General features: G+C 71.8%; 21 protein-coding genes, 1 other RNA gene and 1 pseudogene. 6 read left to right on the top strand and 17 right to left on the bottom strand.

The window, feature by feature from the left end; genetic code table 11:
• Positions 1–24: 24 nt before the first annotated feature.
• Positions 25–792: a methyltransferase gene (locus AB0G47_RS01435; protein ID WP_360762816.1), complete on the top strand. Its 768-nt coding sequence runs from the start codon at positions 25–27 to the stop codon at positions 790–792.
• 35 nt (positions 793–827) lie between these two features.
• On the opposite strand, the gene AB0G47_RS01430 is transcribed toward AB0G47_RS01435, so the two are convergent.
• Entirely contained in the window at positions 828–1,811 is a 984-nt protein-coding gene (locus tag AB0G47_RS01430; protein ID WP_360762813.1) for an aminoglycoside phosphotransferase family protein, read from the bottom strand.
• Positions 1,812–1,962: 151 nt separating this feature from the next.
• Here AB0G47_RS01430 and AB0G47_RS01425 point away from each other — a divergent pair, with 151 nt between their 5' ends.
• The gene (locus AB0G47_RS01425) at positions 1,963–2,748 is read left to right on the top strand and encodes a hypothetical protein (protein ID WP_360762810.1); all 786 of its coding nucleotides are present in this window, start codon (positions 1,963–1,965) and stop codon (positions 2,746–2,748) included.
• A 44-nt stretch (positions 2,749–2,792) separates the two neighbouring features.
• Here the strand turns inward: AB0G47_RS01425 and AB0G47_RS01420 are convergent, their stop codons facing one another.
• The 6 genes and pseudogenes from AB0G47_RS01420 to AB0G47_RS01395 all read right to left on the bottom strand — a co-directional run bounded on the left by AB0G47_RS01420 (position 2,793) and on the right by AB0G47_RS01395 (position 7,206).
• The gene (locus AB0G47_RS01420) at positions 2,793–3,197 is read right to left on the bottom strand and encodes a hypothetical protein (protein WP_360762807.1); all 405 of its coding nucleotides are present in this window, start codon (positions 3,195–3,197) and stop codon (positions 2,793–2,795) included.
• 427 nt (positions 3,198–3,624) lie between these two features.
• Positions 3,625–4,053: a DUF6299 family protein gene (locus AB0G47_RS01415; RefSeq protein WP_360762805.1), complete on the bottom strand. Its 429-nt coding sequence runs from the start codon at positions 4,051–4,053 to the stop codon at positions 3,625–3,627.
• Between the two features lie 253 nt (positions 4,054–4,306).
• Positions 4,307–4,726: RNase P RNA component class A (gene rnpB, locus AB0G47_RS01410), an RNA gene on the bottom strand.
• 73 nt (positions 4,727–4,799) lie between these two features.
• A pseudogene (locus AB0G47_RS01405) lies at positions 4,800–5,627 on the bottom strand (DMT family transporter); the annotation flags it as partial.
• A 19-nt stretch (positions 5,628–5,646) separates the two neighbouring features.
• A complete protein-coding gene (locus AB0G47_RS01400; protein WP_360762802.1) occupies positions 5,647–6,543 on the bottom strand; it encodes an AraC family transcriptional regulator in 897 nt (298 codons plus the stop codon).
• Between the two features lie 93 nt (positions 6,544–6,636).
• Positions 6,637–7,206, bottom strand: coding sequence for a Uma2 family endonuclease (locus tag AB0G47_RS01395; protein WP_360763907.1), 570 nt, complete (start codon positions 7,204–7,206; stop codon positions 6,637–6,639).
• A gap of 193 nt (positions 7,207–7,399) precedes the next feature.
• Between AB0G47_RS01395 and AB0G47_RS01390 the strand changes: the two genes are divergently transcribed.
• Complete coding sequence (locus tag AB0G47_RS01390) at positions 7,400–8,236, top strand: MerR family transcriptional regulator (RefSeq protein WP_360763905.1); 837 nt, start codon at positions 7,400–7,402, stop codon at positions 8,234–8,236.
• Entirely contained in the window at positions 8,233–9,075 is an 843-nt protein-coding gene (locus AB0G47_RS01385; RefSeq protein WP_360762799.1) for a hypothetical protein, read from the top strand. Before AB0G47_RS01390 ends, AB0G47_RS01385 begins: the two co-directional genes overlap by 4 nt.
• Here the strand turns inward: AB0G47_RS01385 and AB0G47_RS01380 are convergent.
• The 3 genes from AB0G47_RS01380 to yaaA form a co-directional block, all read right to left on the bottom strand.
• A complete protein-coding gene (locus AB0G47_RS01380; protein ID WP_360762796.1) occupies positions 9,032–9,442 on the bottom strand; it encodes a VOC family protein in 411 nt (136 codons plus the stop codon). The genes AB0G47_RS01385 and AB0G47_RS01380 overlap by 44 nt on opposite strands.
• 63 nt (positions 9,443–9,505) lie before the next feature.
• The gene (locus AB0G47_RS01375) at positions 9,506–10,948 is read right to left on the bottom strand and encodes an RNB domain-containing ribonuclease (protein ID WP_360762794.1); all 1,443 of its coding nucleotides are present in this window, start codon (positions 10,946–10,948) and stop codon (positions 9,506–9,508) included.
• Between the two features lie 80 nt (positions 10,949–11,028).
• Positions 11,029–11,835 (bottom strand): peroxide stress protein YaaA, encoded by an 807-nt coding sequence (gene yaaA / locus AB0G47_RS01370; protein WP_360762791.1) that lies wholly within the window; start codon positions 11,833–11,835, stop codon positions 11,029–11,031.
• A 252-nt stretch (positions 11,836–12,087) separates the two neighbouring features.
• Between yaaA and eda the strand changes: the two genes are divergently transcribed.
• On the top strand, positions 12,088–12,714 hold the full coding sequence (eda, locus tag AB0G47_RS01365; RefSeq protein WP_360762788.1) for a bifunctional 4-hydroxy-2-oxoglutarate aldolase/2-dehydro-3-deoxy-phosphogluconate aldolase: 627 nt from the start codon (positions 12,088–12,090) through the stop codon (positions 12,712–12,714).
• Between the two features lie 95 nt (positions 12,715–12,809).
• Here the strand turns inward: eda and AB0G47_RS01360 are convergent, their stop codons facing one another.
• The 4 genes from AB0G47_RS01360 to AB0G47_RS01345 form a co-directional block, all read right to left on the bottom strand.
• Positions 12,810–14,063, bottom strand: a complete 1,254-nt coding sequence (locus tag AB0G47_RS01360; protein WP_360762785.1) for a bifunctional RNase H/acid phosphatase — start codon at positions 14,061–14,063, stop codon at positions 12,810–12,812.
• An 11-nt stretch (positions 14,064–14,074) separates the two neighbouring features.
• The gene (locus AB0G47_RS01355) at positions 14,075–14,818 is read right to left on the bottom strand and encodes a C4-type zinc ribbon domain-containing protein (protein WP_360763903.1); all 744 of its coding nucleotides are present in this window, start codon (positions 14,816–14,818) and stop codon (positions 14,075–14,077) included.
• Positions 14,815–15,669: a Nif3-like dinuclear metal center hexameric protein gene (locus tag AB0G47_RS01350; RefSeq protein WP_266867581.1), complete on the bottom strand. Its 855-nt coding sequence runs from the start codon at positions 15,667–15,669 to the stop codon at positions 14,815–14,817. The genes AB0G47_RS01355 and AB0G47_RS01350 overlap by 4 nt, the downstream gene beginning before the upstream one ends.
• Positions 15,670–15,904: 235 nt before the next feature.
• Positions 15,905–16,966, bottom strand: a complete 1,062-nt coding sequence (locus tag AB0G47_RS01345) for an iron-siderophore ABC transporter substrate-binding protein (RefSeq protein ID WP_360762782.1) — start codon at positions 16,964–16,966, stop codon at positions 15,905–15,907.
• A gap of 233 nt (positions 16,967–17,199) precedes the next feature.
• Between AB0G47_RS01345 and AB0G47_RS01340 the strand changes: the two genes are divergently transcribed.
• The gene (locus AB0G47_RS01340) at positions 17,200–18,348 is read left to right on the top strand and encodes a hypothetical protein (RefSeq protein WP_360762779.1); all 1,149 of its coding nucleotides are present in this window, start codon (positions 17,200–17,202) and stop codon (positions 18,346–18,348) included.
• Between the two features lie 557 nt (positions 18,349–18,905).
• Here the strand turns inward: AB0G47_RS01340 and AB0G47_RS01335 are convergent.
• From AB0G47_RS01335 to AB0G47_RS01325, 3 genes are all read right to left on the bottom strand, one after another.
• The gene (locus AB0G47_RS01335; protein WP_360763901.1) at positions 18,906–19,853 is read right to left on the bottom strand and encodes a 3-oxoacyl-ACP reductase; all 948 of its coding nucleotides are present in this window, start codon (positions 19,851–19,853) and stop codon (positions 18,906–18,908) included.
• Between the two features lie 68 nt (positions 19,854–19,921).
• Positions 19,922–20,998: a Zn-dependent alcohol dehydrogenase gene (locus AB0G47_RS01330; protein ID WP_360762776.1), complete on the bottom strand. Its 1,077-nt coding sequence runs from the start codon at positions 20,996–20,998 to the stop codon at positions 19,922–19,924.
• Between the two features lie 54 nt (positions 20,999–21,052).
• Positions 21,053–21,907: a MaoC/PaaZ C-terminal domain-containing protein gene (locus AB0G47_RS01325; protein WP_360762773.1), complete on the bottom strand. Its 855-nt coding sequence runs from the start codon at positions 21,905–21,907 to the stop codon at positions 21,053–21,055.
• Between the last annotated feature and the right edge of the window lie 33 nt (positions 21,908–21,940).

The following is a 21,940-nucleotide window of genomic DNA, read 5'->3' as shown; positions in this document are numbered from 1 at the left end:
GTTGACCGATTACCGTCCCCTCCCATGACCGACACCACCACGAACGTCCCGCCCCGCCTCACCCGCCTCACCTTCCACGGCCCGCTCTCCGAGGCGCGGGCCGCACGCCTCGTCGAGCGCGTCTCGCCGGGAGCCGGCTCCGTGCTCGACATCGGCTGCGGCTGGGGCGAGTTGCTGCTGCGCGTCCTGGAGGCGGCCCCCGGAGCCACCGGCACCGGCGTGGACCTGAACGGGGACGACCTGGCCAGGGCCCGCGCCGACGCCGAGAAGCGCGGACTCACCGACCGGGTCACCTTCGCCGAGGAGTCGGCGCGGAACACCACCCGCGACCCCGCCGACCTGGTTCTGTGCCTAGGCGCGAGCCATGCGCTCAGCGCCGCCGAACCGCCCCACTACACCGCCGAGGCCCTGCGCGAGCTGCGCCGCCTGGTCCGCCCCGGCGGCCGCGTCGTCCTCGGCGAAGGCTTCTGGCAGCGCACGCCGACCTCCGAGGAACTCGCCGCGATGTGGCCGGACGCCCACGTCGGCGAACACCTCTGCCTGGGCGACCTGGTGGACGCGGCGATCGCGGCCGGCTTCCGCCCCCTGTGGGTGGAGACCGCGAGCCCTCAGGAGTGGGAGGAGTTCGAGTCCGGCTACCGCTCGGACGTGGAGGAGTGGCTGGCCACGTTCCCCGACCACCCCCTTGCCGCCGAGACCCGCGAGAAGGTGGACCGCCAGCGCAACAGCTGGCTGCGGGGCTACCGCAGCGCCCTGGGCCTGGCATATCTGACGCTGATGCCGGTGGCCTGAGCAAGGCGGCCCGCAAGGCGGACTCAGCCCGTGACTCAGCCCGTCCCGCTGCCCATGCCTACGTCGAACCACGTCTCCGCGAGCGATTCGAGCGTCGGCTCCGGCGGGGCGGGCAGCTCGCGCAGGTACCAGGGCAGATTGCTGTAAACGTGCAGCAAGGTGTGGGCGAGGAGTTCACGGGGGTCGAAGGTGCGGCCGTAGGCCCGCATGAAGCGGCCGAGCAGCCCCGGCTCGGCGCGCGTGACGAAGAGGCCGACGCCCACGAAGTCGTACGCCCGGTCCCCGATCATGGCGGGCTCGAAGTCGAAGAGCCCGCTGAGGCGCGGGCGTTCGGGCAGGCCACCGGGGTCGGCATCGACCAGCAGATGCTGACGCATGAACTCGGTGTGCAGCAGGGCGGGCGGCGGATCGCCGGGCAGGGCAACGGAGTTGAGGAAGTCCGGGATCTGCTCGACCCAGCTCTCCGGCAGCCCGCGCTCCCGCTGCCGCCGCTCGGCCCCGGACCGCTGCCTGCCGAGGAAGGCGCCCCAGTCGCCGGGGCCGAGCACGTCGGACTCGCCGGGCCCGAGCACGTCGGCGAGCGGCGCGGGATCCAGGGCGTGCAGCGCGGCGAGCGCAGCGCCGGCTTCCTCGACGAGGTGTTCGCGTCCCCCTCGCGGGATGCGCGGCCAGGCGGCGACGAGCTCCTCGCCGGGCAGCCGGGACATCAGGACGTACCGCCATCCGTTCTCGTACGCGCCTGCCGCGTGCACCCGTGGCGTACGGACCGGAAGGCGCCCGTCGAGATGGCTCAACACCCGCTCCTCGACGAGGCCGTCGGCCGCCGCCGCACCGGGAAAGAGCTTGAGCACGAGCTCGCCCCCGACCGCGTACACGGGCTGCGACCCCGCAGGGAACCGCACCAGCGGCGCACCCGCGAGCCCGAGCCTGCGGCAGAGGTCCTCGACGCCGGGCCGCATGACGGCTTCGTCGGGGACGACGGCGTCCCATTGCTCGTCGGTGTCCACGGTGGGCAGCATGATCGGGACGGTAAGGGCAGGCCGATGGCACGGGCAACGCAATATGGAACAGGGAACAGGGAACACGGAGTATGGAATACCGACCGAAGTCTCCCGCCCATCGACTTTAGACCGCTGCTCCGGCGGCCCTCGCGCGCCTAGCGTCGTGAACATGACCCGCAAAGAGCCAGAGCACGGAACGCCGGGCGAGAAGGCCATCGGCCACCCCCTCCCCGTCGTCAAGGACCGGACGACGGTGCTGGGTTACCCGCGGGGCGACCTGCTCGTCGTACTGATCGGCATGCCCGCCCTCGGCCTGCTGCTCGGCGCCGCCCTGCCGCCGCTCGCCCGCCGGCTGGCCAAGGCGCCGGTGCTGCCCTGGCGGGACGGCATCACGTTCGTCGGCTCGCTGGACACGCCGTGGCAGACGGGCATCGCGATGGCGGCGGGCCTGGCGGTGGGTCTGGTGGCGGGCCTCCTCATCGCCGTCACGGAACTCACCGAAGCACTGAAGCTGAAGCTGACCGACGACCACCTGGAGACCGACCGGAACGACCTGACCCGGACGATCGCACGCGCCGAGGTCTCGGCGGTCTTCCTGGACGGCAAGGACCTGGTGATCCTCGACGGCACGTCACGCCAGTTCGCACGCGGCCCCCGCACGGCATCGCCATCGACCCTGGCCAAGGCCTTCCGCAAGCACGGCTACCCCTGGCGGGATTCCGACCCGCACGCACCCCTGTTCCACCGCTGGATCCCCGGGGTCCCCGCCCTCCCCGCGGAGGCCCACGCGCTCCTTGCGGCACGCAAGGCGGCACTGAAGCGCAAGTCGGCCGAGGACGCACGGGACATCGTCGAGACGCTGCAGGGTCTCGGCTACGTCGTACGGGACAACGAAAAGAACCAGTACTGGCGCCCACTGGCGACAGCCGAAGGGGACGGCACGGCCCGGCCCTGATCCGCACCGCGATCCGCACCGCCCCGTTGCGCACCCGCTCAGGCTCAGAAGACGAACGGCCCGGGTGCCTGCGCCGATGTGGCATTGCAGGTCACGCTGATCCCGAGGACCACGACCTGCAGCGACTTGCCCTCAAGACTGTCGCCGATGGCGACGGTCCCGTTGAGCGGCCCGGTGGAGACTTCGCCGCCGGCCGGTATGGCCGGGTTGGACTTACCGGTGAAGGTAGCCGTGTCCGACCCGTTCTTGGTGAGCGAGAGCGTCGACTCGACGGAGTTGGCCGCGATGTCGATGGGCGCGGTGATCGCGGACGTGGACACGCTGATGGTCGCGGCCGTGCCGTCCTGGGTGGCCTTGAGCGTCGCCGTGCCGGAGCCGTAGGAACCACAGTCGAACGAGATGGTCGCGGTATCCGGCGTCACGGCGGTGGCGGCCGGAGCCATCACCATCGCACCGACGGCAACAAGCCCAACCCCTAACGCCGACCCGGCGCCGAGCCTGCCGACACCGAATCTGCCGTGCTGCCTGCGGAACATGGTGCTGCCATGCCTCATGGGGCCCTGCCTTCAAGTGGGGGGAATGCGGGGGGTGATGAGTACGAGATGTGACACACCGTCAGCATCTCGACCGCTGCCCATTGAGGCACGGGCCCCTAGAGGTGGCAAGGCACACCTTCATGATTTTTGACATGCTACGGCCAATTCCAGCCGCGACAAGAACGCGAAGATCGGCTGCTCCGGCGCGAGGCTGCCCGCCCGGAGGCTGCTCCGGCGCGAGGCTGCACCAACCAGACCGGCCCCCTTCCTGACCAGGTCAGGAAGGGGAGCAGCAGACGAGCCGTCCGACGCCGTTGCCGTGATCCCTCGGCAGCCTCGCCTACTTCAGCTCGCCCCGCGCCTCCTCGTGGGCGAGCAGCTGCGGCATCGGCAGGCCGCTCCTCGTGTCCAGCTTCACCAGGTGGGCCCGCACGGTGGCCTCACCTCGCGCGTAGCGGGATCCGGTGGTGGTGCCCTTGCTGGTGTTGGTCCATTCGTGGACCTGGCCGTCGCATACGGCGTGGGTGCCGCCGATGCCGGTGGACTCGCCGCCCTGGACGAGGGTGCTGCCGACGAACACCGGGCCGGGGCTGTCGTCGGGCAGGCAGCGGTACGTGCCGGAGAGCGTGATGGTGCCGTCGGTGGCGATCTTGCCGGTGCCGTTGACGGTCAGGTCGTCGAACTGGCCCGCGTGGGCGGGCGCGGCGGCGGCGAAGCCCGCGATGAGCAGGGGAATCGCGGCGGCGCTGAGGGCGAGGCGGACACGCATGACTGGCCTTTCGGGAGGTGGGGGTATTGCTGCGGCCAGGCATATCGGAACGTACCGATTGTCGCTCGCAAACTCACTCGTTCGGGGACGAGTTGTGGGCCCGGGGGATGGATCCGCGAGGCGGCCTTGCGCATTTTCCGTCCGAATCCGCAGAGGGAACCGACGGAGGCGGGCAATGGCCGCCAGGCATACGAAAGAGCCCCCGCCTCGGGGCGAAGAGGCAGGGCATTTTCCCTGGTCAGGAAGGTAAAGGCAGACGAGTCGGGCTGTACGCCGGGTTCTGTCGCCCGGGCGCCTCGCGGCGGCCGGGGAGACGGCCATCCATCTAGGGCCCGCATTGCTGCGGGCCTCGTGCGGTCTACCCGCGGACTCGGGCGGGCAGCCCTCGAACGTCCGCGCAGAACCGCCCCTTTTCACAAAGCGGCGTTTCCTTTTGACCTTGCTCCAGGTGGGGTTTACCTAGCCGCCTGAGTCACCTCAGGCGCTGGTGGTCTCTTACACCACCGTTTCACCCTTACCGGGGGCCGAAGCCTCCGGCGGTCTGTTTTCTGTGGCACTGTCCCGCGGGTCACCCCGGGTGGCCGTTAGCCACCACCTTGCCCTGTGGAGCCCGGACGTTCCTCGGGAAGAGCCCCTGGTGAGGGGAGCTTCACGCGGCCGTCCGCCCGGCTCGTCTGCCGTAGCGACCATGCTACCCGGCGTGTGCCGGAGCTCCGCCCCGCGGACCCCGCCGTAGCCAGGAACGAGCCCGCCAGGATCAGTGCGAACGACGCCGCGATGCCCGCCGTGAGGGGTTCGGAGAGGAAGGCCACGCCCGCGGCGACCGCCACCGCCGGGTTCACGTAGGTGAAGACCACCGCCCGCGTCGGGCCCGCCTCGCGGATGAGTTCGAGGAAGACGACGAAGGCCAGAGCCGTGCAGATGATGCCCAGGCCGGCGAGGGAGGCCAGGGTCTGCGGGCTGGGGGTGGCGGCCGGCCAGGTGGCCATGGCGGGGACGGCGTAGACCAGCGCCGCCAGCGTCAGGCAGGGGGCTATCAGCTGGAGGGTGGGGACCGCCTTGAGGTGGCGGGCCACGATCAGCGGGGCGATGGCGTAGCCCAGTGCCGTGAGCAGGACCTCCGTCAGGGACCAGGCGTCACCGCCGGTGAGGTGGGGGACGGTCAGGACGGCGACTCCGCCCAGGCCCAGGCCCAGGCCCGTGAGCCGGCGGGCGCCCAGGCGTTCCGTGTCGCCGAAGAAGCGGGCCAGGACCGCGCCGATGATCGGGACCGCCGCGATCAGCAGGCCCGCCGTGGAGCTGGAGAGGCGGCGCTCGGCGTCGGTGAGGGTCCACCAGGGGCCCAGGATCTCGATGCAGGCGAAGGCCAGCATGGGCTTCCAGTGGGCGCGTACGACACGGGTCAAGCCGCCTTGTCGTAGCGCGAACGGCAGGAGCAGCGCGGCGCCGAGCGCACAGCGGGCGAAGACCACCATCGACGGCGAGAGCTCTTCGACGGCCACTTTGATCATCAGGTACGGGATGCCCCACAGGACACCCATCAGGGAGAAGAGGAACCAGCCGCGTGCAGTCATGCGGGTAGTTTCGGGTTGTTCAACGTACGACGTCTTGAACGTTGTTGCGGTGTGCGGATGGTTGGACGCTGTTGCGGTACGCCGCCGGGGTCACCCCCAGGATCCGGCGGAACCAGCGGGTCAGGTGCGCCTGGTCGGCGAAGCCGACGAGGGCGGCCGCATCGGCCGGCCGCAGACCCGCGTCGAGCAGGGCGCGGGCCCGGGTCACACGGTGCTGGGCGAGCCAGGCGTAGGGCGGCATCCCCGTCGACGTACGGAAGGCGCGCAGGAGTTGGTAGCGGGAGAGGCCGAGCGGGGCGGCGAGTTCGGCGAGGGAGGGCGGGGCGAGGAGCTCGTCGGCGAGGCGGTCGCGCACGGCGCGGGCTATGTGGTCGGCGCCGGGGATCGTGTCGCACAGCGGCCGTGCGGTGCTGTGCCTGCGGGCGAGGGCGGCGAGCAGCCAGGGCAGCCGCGACTCCGCCTCCAGCGGGTCGGGGTGGTCGCTGAGCCGGGTGTGGGCGGCGCGCAAGGCGGCGGCGAGTTCGGGGTCGTCCAGGACCGGGTCGCGGAAGTGGGGGAACAGGGATGTGGCTTCGGAGAGGGCGGTGCCTTCGGCGAGCAGCGTCCGGGCCGGGTACATCGCCCGGTACGCGTATCCCCCGCCGGGTCCCGGGCCGCCCGTGTGCACTTCTCCGGGCGCGAGTACGACGATGGATCCCGGCCCCAGGTGCAGCCGCCCGCCCCGGTAGTCGATGATCTCGGAGCCGCCGATGCAGACGCCGACGGTGAACTCCTCGTGGTAGTGCGGCGCGTAGCGGTGCTGGTCGAAGCGGGCGGTGAGGAGGTCGAGGGTGCCGCCGCCGGGACCGAACGGGGCGCGGGTCCAGACGGCGTGCTCGCGGCGGCTGCCGTTTCCGTGCAGTGCCTTGCCGCCCATGCCGTGCTCCCCTGCTCGCGTCGCCCCCACCTCAGGGATGCAACGCCGCCGCGCCCCTCTTCCATGCCGCTTCCGGGAACTTTCCGTGGACGGTCAGACGAACTCGGAGGTCTCCAGCTCGAAGCCGAACGGTTCGGGGAGGGCGACCGCCTTGCCGAAGGGGAGCGTGCAGTGCTGCCGGTAGTCGTCCCCTTCGGCCTCGCTGAACAGCGTCACCGAGGATTCGTCACGGTCGATGAGCAGGTAGAGCGGGATGCCGCCGCGGGCGTAACAGCGCCGCTTGGCTTCCCGGTCCGCCTGCGGCTTGGTGGAGGTGACCTCGACGACCAGGGCCACACCCTCGCAGGGCATCCAGGGCTCTGCGCCCTTGAAGAGCCGCAGCTCCATGGGGGCGAAGGTACCGTCCGGGATCGCGTGGCTCTTCGGACAAGCCTCCCCGCTCTTGAGCTTCAGGCCCTTGTTCCCGGAGAACTGCATACGGGTCCTGGAGCGCCTGATCACCTGGTCCACGACCAGGCCGATGTAGTCCTCGTGGTCCCCGTCCGGCGGCGGCGTCACGACAATCTCCCCCTCGATCAGTTCCGCCCGGAAACCCTCCGGGGTGTCCAGGGCCAGGAAGCCCTCCAGCAGGACCTCCGCCCGCGTGAGCGGCTCGTGTGCCATGGCAGTCATGTCACGCCCCTTCCTCGGTCGCTCGCCAGACTGGGACATCGCTTGATCCGCCGTCCATGAGATCAGGAGTTGTTCCTCCGATCGTGGCACAGGATCACGGGTCGCTGTCAGACATCGCCCGTCGTACGTGCCGTGTGCTTGACCTTGCCGCAGCGTCAACGTTTCTACTGGCCCCATGAGCGGAATGCGGATCGGCGAGCTCGCCGGCGTCGTGGGTGTCACCACGCGGGCCATCAGGCACTATCACCATCTCGGGCTGCTTCCCGAGCCCGAGCGGCGACCCAACGGGTACCGGGAGTACACCCTGCGGCATGCCGTCGTGCTCGCCCGGATCCGGCGGCTGACCGAGCTGGGGCTCGGGCTCGCCGAGGTGCGGGACGTGCTCGCGGACGACGCGGGGCGCGAGCTCGCCGAGGTGCTCGCCGAGCTGGACGAGGACCTCGCCCGGCAGGAGGCCGCGATCAGAGGGCGCAGGGAGCGGCTGCGGGAGCTGCTCGCCGACACGAACGGCGGACGGCTGCCCGCCGATGGGCCCGTCTCGCCCGAACTGGCCGAATTCTTCGGCGAGATGAGCCTCGCGGCCGGCCATCGCGAGGGCCACCCCGGCTCCGCGATGGCCGCGAAGGACCGGGAGCTGCTCGCCCTGATCGAGACCGCCGCGCCCGCGCAGGACCGGGACCGGTTGCTGGCGGCGCTGCGTCCGGTGCTCCAGGGGCCAAAAGCGGTGGAGGCCGCCTTCGACGTGTACGCCCGCCTCGAAGACCTCGCTGACGTCGATCCCGGCGATCCGCGGGTGGACGAGACGGCGCGGGCGCTCGCCGACTGTCTGCCGGACACGCTCGCCGAGGAGCTGGGGCGGGAGCAGCTTGCGGCGTTCGCAGCGGAAGCAGAAGGAGGGGCGCGCGAGTCCGATGCCGTCAACTCCGCCTTCCTCAAAGCCTTCTTCGCCGACTTCGCCCCCGCGCAGGCGGCGGCCGTGCGCCGCGCCATGCGGCTGCTCGCCGAGCGGGGTGCGCGATGACGCGGCTCCTGCGGGGTCTGTTCTGGATCTCCGTGCCCCTTGAACTCGCCTTTGTCACCCTCCTGTTGGCGGGTGCGGCGCTGCCCGCCGCCGTGCTCGTCGGTGCCGAGGCCGTCGCGCTGACACTGCTCGTGGTCGCGGGCGCGGGGCTCGCGGTCCTGTACCGGCGGGGCGGGGCGGAGGCTGTCCGGGACGTCGTGCCCGAGCCCGTGCGGCGGATCGTCGGGCATGAACTGAAGGCCCTGGCCAGCCTCTTCCTGTGGGTGGCGCGGCGGCGGCACGGGGTGCGGCGGGGCGATACGGCGTTCGGGCACGCGCGCGATCAGTCGGCGCTCATGTACGGCTTCATCTTCGTGTGTGCCGTGGAGACCGTCGGGCTTGCCGTGCTGCTGCGGAATGTGCCGGTGCTCCACGAGGTCACGCTCTTCGTCGACGTCTACACCGTCGTCCTGATGCTCGGCGTGCAGGCGGCGTCCGTGACCCGGCCGCACGTGCTGTCCGCCGACGCCTTCCGCGTACGCAAGGGCGCCCACTGCGACCTGCTGATACCGCTGGATCGGATCGCCGCCGTACGTGGTGAGCGGCGCTACGCGCACGAGCCCGCCGACGGCGTGCTGGACCTGGCGGTCGCCTCCCAGACCTCCCTCACCCTGGAGCTGACGGAGCCCGTCACGGCCGTCGGGTTCCTCGGCAAGCGCCGCCCGGTGACGACGGTGCGGCTGCACGCCGACGATCCGGCGGGGCTGCTGGCCGCGCTCAAGGCGGCGACTCGCGATTGCGGGAAGATCGAGCCGCTCAGTCGCCCTTGGGCCAGGTCGGGCCCTGGTCGGTCCAGATGACGCCCTTGTTGCGGCACAGGCAGAAGGGGTGGCCGATCGGGTCGGTGTAGACCTGCCAGCCGTAGCCGTCGGGGCCGATGAAGTCCTGCCGCAGCGTCGCGCCGAGGTCGAGGACGCGGCGCCGCTCGGGCTCGATCTCGTCCACTTCGAAGTCGAGGTGGAACTGCTTGGGGTGCTCGCTGTCGGGCCACTGCGGAGCGCGGTAGTCGTCCACCTGGATGAATGCCAGCTCGATCTCGCCGAACTGGATGCCGGCCCAGTGCTCGGAGCTGCCTTCCTTGACCGGACGGCCCGTCACCTCGGAGTAGAAAGCCGCCAGCTTCATCGTGTCCGGGCAGTCGATGATGAAATCGGTGAGTCGCAGCATCCCGCGATCTTGCCACAGGCTCACACCCGACTTCGAGACAGGCCCTGAGCAGCCGCTCAGCCCTCACGCGGGCGCGAACCGCACCTCCGCCACCCCGGGGTCCGCCTGCGTGAGGCGGACCCGCAGGCGTTCCCCCAGCGGCAACTCCCCCGTGCCGCCCTCGATCGGGGCGACGATCGCCGGCTCCGTCAACTGGACGGTGCCGACGGCCGGTTCGTCCTCCTTCACGTCCACCACCACCGCGTCGAAGATCTCGCCGACCCGCTCCTTGAGCAGCGCCGCCTCGACGATGTCCACGCAGGCGCGCTCCACGGTGTTGCCGCGCCGCGTGCCGTCCGCCATCTCCTTGGCCAGCTCGGGCAGCGCGGCGAGCACCCACTCCGGAACGCCGGCGCCCGCGCAGGCGGCGAGGCAGAGCTCGGCGGCGTATCGGTCGACGAGGCGGCGCAGCGGTGCCGTGCAGTGGGCGTAGGGGGCGGCGACGGCGGCGTGCGTGGTGAGTTCGGGGACGTCGCCGCCGCTGAACGCGGTGTAGCCCGCGCCCCTCAGCAGCGTCGTGCACTCCTGCAGGAACGCGGCGTGGTGGGACCGGGCCGGATCCAGCGAGCGCACCAGTTCGGCGTACGGGACGTGGTGCGGCCAGTCGATGCGCAGGGCCTTCGCGGTGCGACGGAGGCGGCCGACCGCGCCGTCGGGTGCGATGGGCAGGGTGCGCAGGATGCCCGTCCCCGACGCGATCATCAGGTCTGCCGCCGCCATCCCGGTGAGCAGGGAGATCTGGGCGTTCCAGCCGTCGGCGGGCAGCGGCGCCCGGTAGGCGAGTTCGTAGGCGCCGTCCCGCTCGACGATCTCCTGCTCGGGGACGTTGAGGGAGATGCCGCCGCGCTCGACCTCCAGGCGCTCGCGCAGCCGCCCGATGTCGGCGAGCAGCGCGAGCGGCTCCTCGGCGGTGCCGTCGTCGATCGCCCGCTGCGCCCCGTCGTAGTCGAGCTTGGCGCGGCTGCGTACGAGGGCGCGGCGCACGTCGGTCGAGAGGGTCCGCCCCTCGTCGTCGAGGTCGATCGTCCAGAGCGCGGCCGGGCAGTCCTGCCCCGGCAGCAGGCTGGCCGCGCCCTCGCTCAGCGCGGTGGGGTGCAGCGGCACCTTCTCGTCGGGGAAGTAGAGGGTCGTGACGCGCCGGTGGGCCTCGGCGTCGAGCGCCTGCCCCGGCGTGACGTACGCGGCGACGTCGGCGATGGCGTACCGCACCCGGTATCCGCCGCTCTCCCGCCGGGACAGGTGCATCGCCTGGTCGAGGTCGACGGAGGTCGGCGGGTCGATGGTGAAGAAGGGGATGTCGGTCGCGTCGTGGTCGGGGAGCCGTGGCGCGGCGGCGGCGCGCTCCGCCTCCGCGAGGACGTCGGCCGGGAACTCCTCCGGCACGTCCAGCTTCGTCCGCAGTTCACGCAGCACGCCCCGCAACGGAGCCTCGGCTGCGCCGGTCACGTGGAGATGGCGGCGGGGCATGGACCGAGCGTAGGCCGGGCGGGCCGCGGGCGCTCGTCCCGCCGGGCCGCCCGGAGCAGCAGGACCGCCCCGCCACGGCCTCAGTGGATCTCTCGTACCACCACGTCGAGCGCCCATGCCCTGCCCGGCTTCGCGGGGGCCTCGGCCTCCACGACGTGGCCCAGGTCCCGGAGCGCATCGACCAGTTCGGCCGGGTTCTTGGGCTGCGCGCCGGTCTCCAGGAGGGAGCGGACGATGCGGCCCTTCGTCGCCTTGTTGAAGTGCGAGACGACGGAGCGCTTCTCGGCCCCGGTCGCCGGGTCGATCTGCGCGTGAAGCACCCGGACCGTCGCCGTCCGCCCGGCGACCTCGCCCTTCGGCTTCCACGCTGCCGTGTACGCCGACGACCGCAGATCGAGTACGAGCCCGTCGCCCGCCGCATCGGGGAGCGCCGAGGCCATCGGCGTACGCCAGTGGGCGCCGAGCGCGCCGATGCCGGGCAGCTTCACGCCCATCGAGCAGCGGTAGGAGGGGATGCGGTCGGTGATGCCGACGGCGCCCCACAGTCCGGAGAACACGAGCAGGGAGCGGGCCGCGCGGCGCTTGGCGGCCGCGTCGAGCGATGCGAGGCCCAGGGCGTCGTACAGCACGCCGGTGTAGATCTCCCCCGCGGGACGCGCGCCGGCCGTGCGGAGCTCGGTGTTCTTGGCGACCTCGGCGCGCAGGCCTTCGCTCAGGCCGAGTACGTCGCGGGCCTTCTCCTCGTCGGAGAGGCAGAGGTCGACCAGCTCGTCGAGGACGGCCTGGCGTGCGTCCGCGAGGGCCGGGAGGGAGAGCGACTCCGGCTTGAGGGGGGCGCCGCGGCCGGAGGGGGCCTTGCCTTCGGAGGGCGGCAGCAGCACGAGCACGGGGTCTCCTTCGGAGGGATGCGGGTGGGGGGTGCGGCCCCCGGGCCAGGGTAGTCGGCCCGGGGGAGCCCGGTTGCCCCGTGGTGCGGGGGTGCATGCACGAGCTTTTCCCACCCACCCGCCCGATTGCCCTGCGGTGCAGGGGGAACGAACAAGCGGTTCCCGCCCGCCCGCCCGTTTGCCCGGCATGGGTGTGTTGCAGCATGTGCAACGCACTTTGCGTATGCTGCTCGCCGGGGGCAGGATGCTGGCATGACCTCCCCCTCCGTCTCCGTGCTCGATCTCGCCCCCGTCGTCCCCGTGGTCGTCGTCGAGGACGTCGCCGACGCCGTGCCGCTGGCGCGTGCGCTCGTCGCGGGTGGGCTGCCCGCCATCGAGGTGACGCTGCGGACGCCCGCCGCGCTCGGCGCGATCCGGGCCGTCGCCGCCGAGGTCCCGGACGCCGTGGTCGGCGCCGGCACCGTCATCTCGGCCCAGGGCGTCGCGGACTCCGTTGCCGCCGGGGCCCGCTTCCTGGTCAGTCCGGGCTGGACGGACACGCTGCTCGGCGCGATGCGGGAGTCGGGGGTGCCGTTCCTGCCGGGGGTCTCGACGACCTCGGAGGTTGTCGCGCTGCTTGAGCGCGGGGTGCGTGAGATGAAGTTCTTCCCGGCGGAGGCCGCCGGCGGGACCGCCTACCTCAAGTCCCTCGGGGGCCCGCTTCCCCAGGCCCGTTTCTGCCCGACCGGAGGCGTCTCGCTCGCCTCCGCACCCTCCTACCTCGCCCTGGCCAACGTCGGCTGCGTGGGCGGCAGTTGGATGCTTCCCGCCGACGCGGTGGCGGCGAAGGACTGGGCCCGGGTCGAGTCCCTGGCCCGCGAGGCGGCAGCCCTGCGCTGACACTGCCGCGGTGCCGCGCCCCGTAAGGGGCGCGGGGAACTGCGCGACCAGCCACGACGGACCCGCGGATTAGTACCGCACTTCCCGCGGAGCGCTCAGCGCAGGTGCGCCGTCTCGTTCAGCAAGCGCAGCGACGCATTGCCGTCCGCGTAGTACGCCACCGCCGACAGCGAGGCCGCCGAGAGTTCCATGCGGAACAGTGCCTCCGGCGGGGCGCCGAGCGCCAGGCGGACCAGGGTCTTGATCGGCGTGACGTGCGTGACGAGCAGCACCGTGCGGCCCGCGTACTCGGCGGTCAGCCGGTCCCGCGCCGCCGAGACCCGGCGGGACACCGCCGCGAAGGACTCGCCGCCGGGCGGCGCCGCCTTCGCCGATGACAGCCAGGCGTTCAGTTCCTCCGGCTGACGCTCCCGCACCTCGCCGAAGGTCAGGCCCTCCCAGGCCCCGAAGTCCGTCTCGCGCAGCCCGTCCTCGATGCGTACGTCGAGTCCGATGCGGGCGGCCACGGCCTGCGCGGTCTCCTGGCAGCGCTTCAGCGGCGAGGAGACGATCGCCTGGATCGTGCCACGGGCGGCGAGCGCCGCCGCGGCGCGGTCGGCCTGCTCGCGGCCGATGTCCGAGAGCGAGGGATCGGAGCCGCCGCTGCCCGAGAACCGCTTCTGCGGGGTCAGCGCGGTCTCGCCGTGCCGCAGCAGGACGAAGGTCGCGGGGGCGCCGAGATCCGGGCCCCAACCTGCCGACGGCGCCTGCGCGGCCACGTTGCCCGCGGCACGGACATCCGCCGCACTACCGGAAGGCACTTCCGGAGCCCGTCGCTCCGCCAGCGCCGCCCGCGCCTTGGCCGCACCCGCGGCGGCGTCACCGGGCGGCCCCGAAGGCACCGGGACCGACGCCTTCGCGTCCAGCTCGGCGGTGGAAGCCGAAGCCTCCCACTGCCGCCCCCGCTTGCCCGCGTCCATCGCCTCGTTGGCCAGCCGGTCCGCGTGCTTGTTCTTCTCGCGCGGGATCCACTCGTACGTCACCTGGGGCGCGGGGAAGACCCGCGCCGCCTCGGCGGCCAGCGGCTTCATGTCCGGGTGCTTGATCTTCCAGCGCCCCGACATCTGCTCGACGACCAGTTTCGAGTCCATGCGGACGTGGACCGAGGCCGTCGGGTCGAGGGCGTACGCGGCCTTCAGACCGGCCACAAGACCCTTGTACTCGGCGACGTTGTTCGTCGCGACGCCGATGTACTCCGCGGCCTCCGCCAGGGTCTCCCCCGTCGCCGCGTCGATGACCACGGAGCCGTAGCCCGCGGGCCCCGGGTTTCCCCGGGAACCGCCGTCGGCCTCGACGATGAACTCCCGCACGGGCAAGGCTCCTAGAGTCCCGACTCGGACGTACGGACCAGGATGCGGCGGCAGTTCTCGCACCGCAGGACCGTGTCGGGGGACGCCGCCTTCACCTCGTTGACCTCGGTGATGTTCAGCTCAAGGCGGCAGCCCTCGCAGCGGCGCTGGTAGAGCTTGGCCGCGCCGACGCCGCCCTGCTGGACGCGCAGCTTGTCGTAGAGCTTGAGCAGGTCGGCCGGGACCGAACCCGCCACGACCTCGCGCTCCTTGGTGACCGTGGCGGCCTCGCCGTCGATCTCCTCGAAGGCCGCGTCACGGCGGGCCGTCGCGTCGTCGATCTTCGCCTGCACGGAGGAGACCCGCTTGCCCAGCTCGGAGACCCGCTCCTGGGCGGACTCGCGGCGCTCCATGACCTCCAGGACCACGTCCTCCAGGTCGCCCTGGCGCTTGGCGAGCGAGGCGATCTCGCGCTGGAGGTTCTCCAGGTCCTTGGGCGAGGTGACCGCGCCCGAGTCCAGGCGCTGCTGGTCGCGGGCCGCGCGCTGACGCACCTGGTCGACGTCCTGCTCCGCCTTGGTCTGCTCGCGGGCGCAGTCGCTCTCCTCGGTCGTCGAGGCGACGTGCAGGTCGCGCAGTTGCGCGAGGTCCTTGTTCAGCGACTCGATCTCGGCGTGCTCGGGCAGCGACTTCTTCTTGTGCGCGAGCTGCTGCAGACGTACGTCCAGGGCCTGGACGTCGAGCAGTCGGATCTGGTCGGCGGGCGCGGCGTTCAGTTGGGGGCTCCAGATGAGTCGGTAAGCGGTGCGGCCGCGTGGGCGGTCCAGGGGTCGGTGACCGTCTTCGAGACGTGGACGCGCAGTCCCCATCCGTTCCGGTCGGAAATCTCGTCGAGCTGGGCTGCGGCCAGCTCGCACCAGGGCCACTCGGTGGCCCAGTGCGCTGCGTCTAGCAGCGCGAGAGGCGTGCGTTCGCGGGCCTCGGACGCCGGGTGGTGGCGCAGGTCCGCGGTGAGGAAGGCGTCGACGCCGGCGGCCCGTACGTCGTCGAAGAGGCTGTCGCCGGAGCCGCCGCTGACCGCGACGGTGCGGATCAGCTGCTCCGGATCGCCCGCGACCCGGATGCCCTGCGCGGTGGCGGGCAGCCGCTTCGCCGCGCGCTCGGCGAGCTCGCTCAGCGTCAGCGGGTGCTCCAGCTCGCAGATCCTGCCGAGTCCGCGGCGGCCGTGCCCATCCGCCGGGTCCGGCACCAAGGGCCGTACGACGCGCAGGTCGAGCGCGCCCGCGAGGGCGTCGGAGACGCCGGGGTCGGCCTGGTCGGCGTTGGTGTGCGCGACGTGCAGCGCGACGTCGTGCTTGATCAGGTCGTGCACGACGCGGCCCTTGAAGGTGCCGGCCGAGACCGTCGTCGTACCGCGCAGATAGAGCGGATGGTGCGTGACCAGGAGCTGGGCGCCCAGCCTGACCGCCTCGTCGGCGATCTCCTTGACGGGGTCGACGGCGAAGAGGACTCGGGAGACCTCCGCGTCGGGATCGCCGCAGACGGTGCCGACCGCGTCCCACTGCTCGGCCCGCTCGGGGGGCCACAGGGCGTCGAGGGCGGCGATGACTTCAGACAGACGGGGCACGAAGAAAGGCTACCTTCCCGCTGCGCTCGGCATGTCGTGAGTTACGCGCCGCTACGGGGCCGCTACTGAGGGCCCCGTAAGGGGCGCGGGGAACTGCGCGAGCAACCAAAGAAGAGCCGCAGACGCGTCTGCACAGCACCGAGCAGACGCGTCTGCGGCTCTTTCTGGGCTGAGCGCGCCCGCGCGGCGGAGCCGCATATCGATACAGCCCCGCGCCCCTGACGGGGCGCCCCTCCTACGGGGCGAGGTTGCCCCTGAGGTCGTCGAGGACCGAGTTCGCCGCCGTCACGCCGAGGCCCAGGTACCAGGTCTCGTCCGGGACATCCTTCGCCTGCCCCTTCTTCACCGCACCGAGCTTCTTCCACAGGGGGTTCTTCTCGGCCTCGGAGCGGCCGGTCTTCTTCGCGTCACCGTAGACGCCGGTGAAGATCCAGTCCGCGTCTGCCTCGTCGATCTTCTCCGGGCTGATCTCGGTGGCGAGGTCGTTGATCTGCTGGTTCTTCGGGCGGGGCAGACCGGCGTCGTCGAGGATCGTGCCGATGAAGGACGCCTTCGCGTAGAGGCGGATGCGGTCCGGCATGTAGCGGAGCATCGTGATCGTCGGCTTGTCGTCGCCGAGGTCGCGGCCCAGGGACCGCGCCTTCTCCTCGTACGCGGCGAGCTCCGTCTTCGCCTTCGCGGTCTTGTCGAGCGCGGCCGCGTTCAGGAGGTAGTTCTCCTTCCACGTGAAGCCGGGGCGGATGGAGAACACGGTCGGGGCGATCTTGGAGAGCTGCGGGTAGAGCTTGGCGGCGCGCAGTTCACTGCCGAGGATCAGGTCCGGCTTGAGGCCCGCGATCGCTTCCAGGTTGAGGGAGTTGATCGTGCCGACGTCCTTGGGGTTGCCGGCGTCCTTCTTGAGGTAGCCAGGTACGCCGTCGTCGCCCTCGGTGGGGGCATAGCCGACGGGCTTCACGCCGAGGGACACGACGTTGTCGAGCTCACCGACATCCAGGACCACGACCCGCTTGGGCTGCGCCTTCAGCTCGGTCTTGCCGCGGGCGTGCGTGATGGTGCGGGGGAACTCGCCCGCCTTGGCCTTGGTGCCCATCTTCGCCGTCTGCTCGGCGGCCTTGGCGAAGTCGTCGCCGCCCTGGGCGACGGACTTGCTGCCGCTGCCGTTGTCGGACTTGCCGGAGTCCGCGCCGCTGTCGCCGGATCCGCAGGCCGCGAGGGAGAGCGCGCCGGCCACGGCAAGGGCGAGGGCGGCGGTGGCGCGGTGCCGGCGGGGGCGTATGGACCGTGCGGACGGGGACATCGGCGCTCCAGGGTGTGTGCTGATCGCGGTGGAGCCGGGGCGACATACCGCCCGGAACCGCTCCACGACCACTTAGGTTCGCCTTACTTTAAGCGCGGCCACCCCACCCAGCACAACCACCCCCGCCCCCTCAGGCGAATCGGGACATCGCCACCCTTCTGTGTGAAGCGGGCGGCCACAGATGCCACGGCAGTGCGTGCGAAAACTAGCTTCGGGGGCCGGAGGTACCCCCCATGACAGCGCCCACGATCGAGCCGGCCCAGGCCCCTGCCCCGGCACCTGTCCAGACCCCCGCCCAGACCCCTTCCCCGGTAACTGCCCCGGCTCCCGCCCCCGCCCCCGTGACGATCACCGCCGACGGTGCGTACGCCGCGCGCCTCACCCACGACGGCGGATCCTGGTTCCCCGAGCGCTGGACCCTCGACTCCCCCGAGCCGTACGCGGTGCCGCTGCCCGGCAACCAGCCGGAAGAGCCGGGCACGGAGGTCCTGCCGATGGCCGACGGACGTGTCCTCATCCACCGTGTGGTGGACGGCAGGCACGCGTTCGCGCTGCTGTACCCGACCGGCCCCGGGACGGGCGAGGTCCCGCTCGGCGCCGTCGACTGCGGCGCGTCCCGGCTGAGCCTGCTGCCACCGGCGCCGGGCGGCATGTGCGCGTACGCGATCGCGGTGGGCGAGAGCTCGACGGACCTGTGGCTGGTGGCGGGCGGCACCTTCGGCCCCGAGCACCTCGCGGAGATCCCCGGGCGCTGCGCGGGCGGGGTCTGGCTGGACGCGGAGGGCCGGATCCTGTCCCTGGACCGGGAGTTGGAGGGCCGGGTCAAGGCGGTGGCGGTGGACCTGCGGCGGGACGGCGAGGTGTCGCCCCTCCTCCAGATCGCCGAGGAGAGCGACGACCGGGTGCTGCTCGCGGACGCCGACAGCGGGCTGCTCCTGGTCCGTTCGGACGCGCCGGGCCACGACCGGCTCGGCTGGGGGGTGTTGGGCGGTACGCGCCCGGTGCGTTTCCCCGAGTGTCTGCGCCTGCCGGACTGCGCCGCTCCCGCGATGACTCCGTTCGCGATCCAGCCGGGGCAGACGCTGATGCCGGAGAGCTGTGCGGTGGCGTTGCGGATCGACGGGGCGGCGGGGAGATGGCTCGGCGTGTGGCGTCCCGCCGAGCGGCGGCTGCATCAACTGGCGGCGCCTGAGGGGTGGTTGGCCGGGGCGGGGCGGTGGACGCGGGAGGGTGTGCTGCGTCTTCCGTACGCGACGGGGGCGGTGCCGTGTGGGGTCGCGGAGGTGGAACCTCCCGCTCCGGAGGGGCCGCCCGTGGCGGTGGCCGCGCGGCCCGTTCCGTTGCAGCAGGCGCCTCTCACCGGGCGTGCGGGCGTTGGTTAGACTCGCCCGGCTGTACCGAACGATCTTCTTTACCGTTTTACGGGGTGAGTGTGTTGATGACGACAGAGATCAGTACGGAGACAGAGCAGGTCCCCGACCCGCGGGTGGCGGCGGCGCCTCCGCAGGGCGCGGCTGCGACTGCCGGTCCCGGCAGGCATCGGGGGCCGGTGGCGTCGCAGGACGCGGAGACGGCTCCGCGGGGGCGGCATCGCCGCCAGGGCGAAGAGAGCTGATCCTTTCCCCAACCCCACCCCTACCCGAATCACTTCCGGCTCCGCCGGACGGGCTAGAGGGTGGGCGGGCAGCTGCGGAGATTCGGGTGGGTGGGCGGGAAAGAATCCGCCGCGAAGCGGCGGCCTTGAGCGGCGCCGCACGCGGGGGATCCGCCCCCAGACCCCCGAAAAGCAACAGCCATCCCCGGGGGCGTGGGCGGGCAACTGCCGGGCAATCGGGAAGGGGGTCCCCCCTGCTCATTAAGAGCTTGGGGGAGGGTGGGAGAGATCGCCGCGAAGCGGCGGTACGGCGGCGCGCCTGACGACGGCGCGTCGCCGTACGGGCTACCCCCGCTTCAGCCCCAGCACCTCCGCCGCCGCAAACGTCTCCCCCTCCGGCCTCCCCGCGTAATAAGGAGACAGCGCCTCGTCCAGCTCCTCGTACGTGAACACGCCCTTCGCCGTGTCGAACTTCGCGGCCACCTTCGGGCGTTCGACCACGGCCACCATCCCGCCGTGCACCACCAGCAGCTGCCCGTTCACCGCGGCAGCGGCCGGCGAGGCCAAGTAGCCGACCAGCGGAGCCACATGCTCCGGGGCCAGCGCGTCCAGTTCACCCGCGCCCGGCTCCTGGAACCCCGCGAACACATCCTCCGTCATCCGCGTCCGCGCCCGCGGACAGATGACGTTCGCCGTCACCCCGTACTTGCCGAGCGCCAGCGCGCTCGACGTGGTGAGACCGACGACGCCGCCCTTCGCCGCCGCGTAGTTCGGCTGTCCCGCCGACCCGGCGAGGAAAGCCTCCGACGACGTGTTGACGATCCGGCCGTACACCGGCTCCCCCGCCGCCTTGGACCGCTCACGCCAGTGGACCGACGCGAAGTGGGTCGTGTTGAAGTGGCCCTTGAGGTGGACGCGGATGACGGAGTCCCATTCGCCCTCGCTCATCGAGAAGATCATCCGGTCCCGCAGAATGCCCGCGTTGTTGACCAGGATGTCCAGCTTGCCGTACGTGTCGATCGCCAACTGGACGAGCCCGCGCGCCTGTTCGTGGTCCGCGACATCGCCCAGGTGCGCGACCGCCTGCCCGCCCCCGGCACGGATCTCCGCGGCCACGTCCTCGGCCGGCGTCGCCGAGGCCTCGCCCGAGCCGTCACGGCCGGGCTGCCCGAAGTCGTTGACGACGACGCTCGCGCCGAGCCGGGCGAGTTCGAGGGCTTCGGCGCGACCGAGGCCCCGGCCCGCCCCCGTGACGATCGCGGACAGACCCTCGAGCGGCAGTGACGGTGACAGTGACATCAGCGATCAAAGTCCTTTCAGAAGCGGGGAGTTCAGAGCTGGGGAGTTCAGAGCCGGGAAGTTCAGATCTCGATGCAGGTCCGCAGCGCGACCCCCGTACGCATCTGATCCAGCGCCTCGTTGATCTCGGGCAGCTGCACCCGGTGCGTGATGAGGCTCTCCAGGTCGATGCGGCCCGCGCGCCACAGGGTGATGGCCCGCTCGTAAGAGGTGAGGACGTCGCCGCCGCCGTACATGGACGGCAGGATCTTCTTCTCGTCGAAGAACAGCTCGAACATGTTGAACTGGAGGAAGTCGTCGAGGGCGCCCGCGCCCACGACGCACAGCGTGCCGCCGCGCCGCGTCGTCTCGTACGCCGTGCGGGCCGTGGCGGACTTGCCGACCACCTCGAAGACGTAGTCGAAGCCCTCGCCCGCGGTCACCCGCTGCTTGGCGTCGGCGAGTTCGTCGGGGGCGACCGCCTCCGTCGCGCCGAACTTCAGCGCGGCCTCACGGCGCGATGCCACCGGGTCCACGGCGATGATCTGCGCCGCGCCCTTGAGCCGTGCGCCCTGGATCGCCGAGATCCCGACGCCGCCGCAGCCGATCACGGCGACCGATGAGCCGGCGGCCACATCGGCGGTGTTGATGGCCGCGCCGAGCCCCGTCGTCACGCCGCAGCCGATCAGCGCCGCGATGTCGAAGGGCACGTCGTCCGGGATCGGCACGGCGCAGCCCGCGTCGACCACGACCTCCTCGGTGAAGGTCCCCGTACCCGCGAAGCCGAAGACGTCCCCGCCGGGCCGCTTGAAGTTGGGCGTGCCCGCGTTCATGAATCCGGCAAGGCACAGCTGGGTCTGGCCGCGCTTGCAGGCGGGACAGGTGCCGCAGGCGGGCAGCCAGCACAGCAGCACCCGGTCGCCCTGGGAGAGCCCGGTCACGCCGTCGCCCACGTCGATGATCTCGCCCGCGCCCTCGTGGCCGGGGATGAACGGCGCGGGCTGCGGCAGTACGCCGTTCATCGCCGATATGTCGGAGTGGCACAGGCCGGTGGCCCGCACCCGGATCTTCACCTTGCCGGGGCCGAAGCCCGTCGCCTCGACGTCGTCGAGGACCTCCAGCTTCTCCTGGCCTATCTCGTGCAGTACGGCTGCGCGCATGGTGCGGCTCCTCTCGTACGAAGATTCAGCGAAGATTCAGGCGTCTTCGAAGATTCAGGCGTGCTCGACGACCGTGTCGGCGAGTACCGGAGCGTCGTCCCGCTCGGCCGCCGTCACGGTCGCCTGGACGCGCCCCTCGGTGCGCCACATCCGGATCCGCAGCCTCTCCCCGGGGAAGACGACACCGGTGAAGCGCGTGCTGTAGCCGCGCACCCGCGACACATCGCCGTCGAGCATCGTGTCCACGACGGCCTTGAGCGTCATCCCGTAGGTGCACAGGCCGTGCAGGATCGGCCGCTCGAAGCCCGCGAGCTTGGCGAACTCGGGGTCGGCGTGCAGCGGGTTCCAGTCGCCGGAGAGGCGGTAGAGCAGCGCCTGGTCCTCGCGTACGGGTCGTTCGACGGTACGGTCCGGCTCGCCGTCGGGGGCCGGGACGCGGGCGGAGGGGCCGCGGTCGCCGCCGAATCCGCCTTCGCCGCGTACGAAGATCTGGGCGTCGCTGGTCCACAACGGGCCCTCGGCGTCGGCCACTTCGGAGCGCAGGACGAGGACGGCCGCCTTGCCCTTGTCGTACACGGCGGCGACCTTGGAGGTGGCCGTGGCGCTGCCCTTGACCGGGATCGGGCGGTGCAGGGTGATGGTCTGGCCGCCGTGCAGGACGGCGGCGAGGTTCACCTCGATGCCGGGGGCGGAGAGGCCGCCCATCATGCCCATGCCCGCCCCCGCGACGGTGGCGAAGCTGGGCAGGACGTGCAGCCTGGACTCCAGGGTGTAGCGCAGCTCGTCGGGGTCGGTGGCGGGGACGCCGGCTCCCAGACCCAGGTGGTAGAGCTGGATGTCCTTGTGGTCCCAGGCGATCTCGGCCGACCTGGGCTCCGCGGCTACGGCCTTCGCGGCGTCGATGGGCATGTGTGGCAGCTCCTTGGGAGGAGGGCAGAGACC

The sequence above is a fragment of the Streptomyces sp. NPDC021622 genome, assembly GCF_040640795.1.
GTDB lineage: Bacteria > Actinomycetota > Actinomycetes > Streptomycetales > Streptomycetaceae > Streptomyces.
This window is presented reverse-complemented; position numbering and strand designations above follow the sequence as displayed.

Coding starts and splice junctions, on each gene's coding strand:
- AB0G47_RS01435 (WP_360762816.1), top strand. CDS start 25: ATGACCGACACCACCACGAACGTCCCGCCCCGCCTCACCCGCCTCACC.
- AB0G47_RS01430 (WP_360762813.1), bottom strand. CDS start 1,811: ATGCTGCCCACCGTGGACACCGACGAGCAATGGGACGCCGTCGTCCCC.
- AB0G47_RS01425 (WP_360762810.1), top strand. CDS start 1,963: ATGACCCGCAAAGAGCCAGAGCACGGAACGCCGGGCGAGAAGGCCATC.
- AB0G47_RS01420 (WP_360762807.1), bottom strand. CDS start 3,197: ATGGTGATGGCTCCGGCCGCCACCGCCGTGACGCCGGATACCGCGACC.
- AB0G47_RS01415 (WP_360762805.1), bottom strand. CDS start 4,053: ATGCGTGTCCGCCTCGCCCTCAGCGCCGCCGCGATTCCCCTGCTCATC.
- AB0G47_RS01400 (WP_360762802.1), bottom strand. CDS start 6,543: ATGGGCGGCAAGGCACTGCACGGAAACGGCAGCCGCCGCGAGCACGCC.
- AB0G47_RS01395 (WP_360763907.1), bottom strand. CDS start 7,206: ATGGCACACGAGCCGCTCACGCGGGCGGAGGTCCTGCTGGAGGGCTTC.
- AB0G47_RS01390 (WP_360763905.1), top strand. CDS start 7,400: ATGCGGATCGGCGAGCTCGCCGGCGTCGTGGGTGTCACCACGCGGGCC.
- AB0G47_RS01385 (WP_360762799.1), top strand. CDS start 8,233: ATGACGCGGCTCCTGCGGGGTCTGTTCTGGATCTCCGTGCCCCTTGAA.
- AB0G47_RS01380 (WP_360762796.1), bottom strand. CDS start 9,442: ATGCTGCGACTCACCGATTTCATCATCGACTGCCCGGACACGATGAAG.
- AB0G47_RS01375 (WP_360762794.1), bottom strand. CDS start 10,948: ATGCCCCGCCGCCATCTCCACGTGACCGGCGCAGCCGAGGCTCCGTTG.
- eda (WP_360762788.1), top strand. CDS start 12,088: ATGACCTCCCCCTCCGTCTCCGTGCTCGATCTCGCCCCCGTCGTCCCC.
- AB0G47_RS01345 (WP_360762782.1), bottom strand. CDS start 16,966: ATGTCCCCGTCCGCACGGTCCATACGCCCCCGCCGGCACCGCGCCACC.
- AB0G47_RS01340 (WP_360762779.1), top strand. CDS start 17,200: ATGACAGCGCCCACGATCGAGCCGGCCCAGGCCCCTGCCCCGGCACCT.
- AB0G47_RS01330 (WP_360762776.1), bottom strand. CDS start 20,998: ATGCGCGCAGCCGTACTGCACGAGATAGGCCAGGAGAAGCTGGAGGTC.
- AB0G47_RS01325 (WP_360762773.1), bottom strand. CDS start 21,907: ATGCCCATCGACGCCGCGAAGGCCGTAGCCGCGGAGCCCAGGTCGGCC.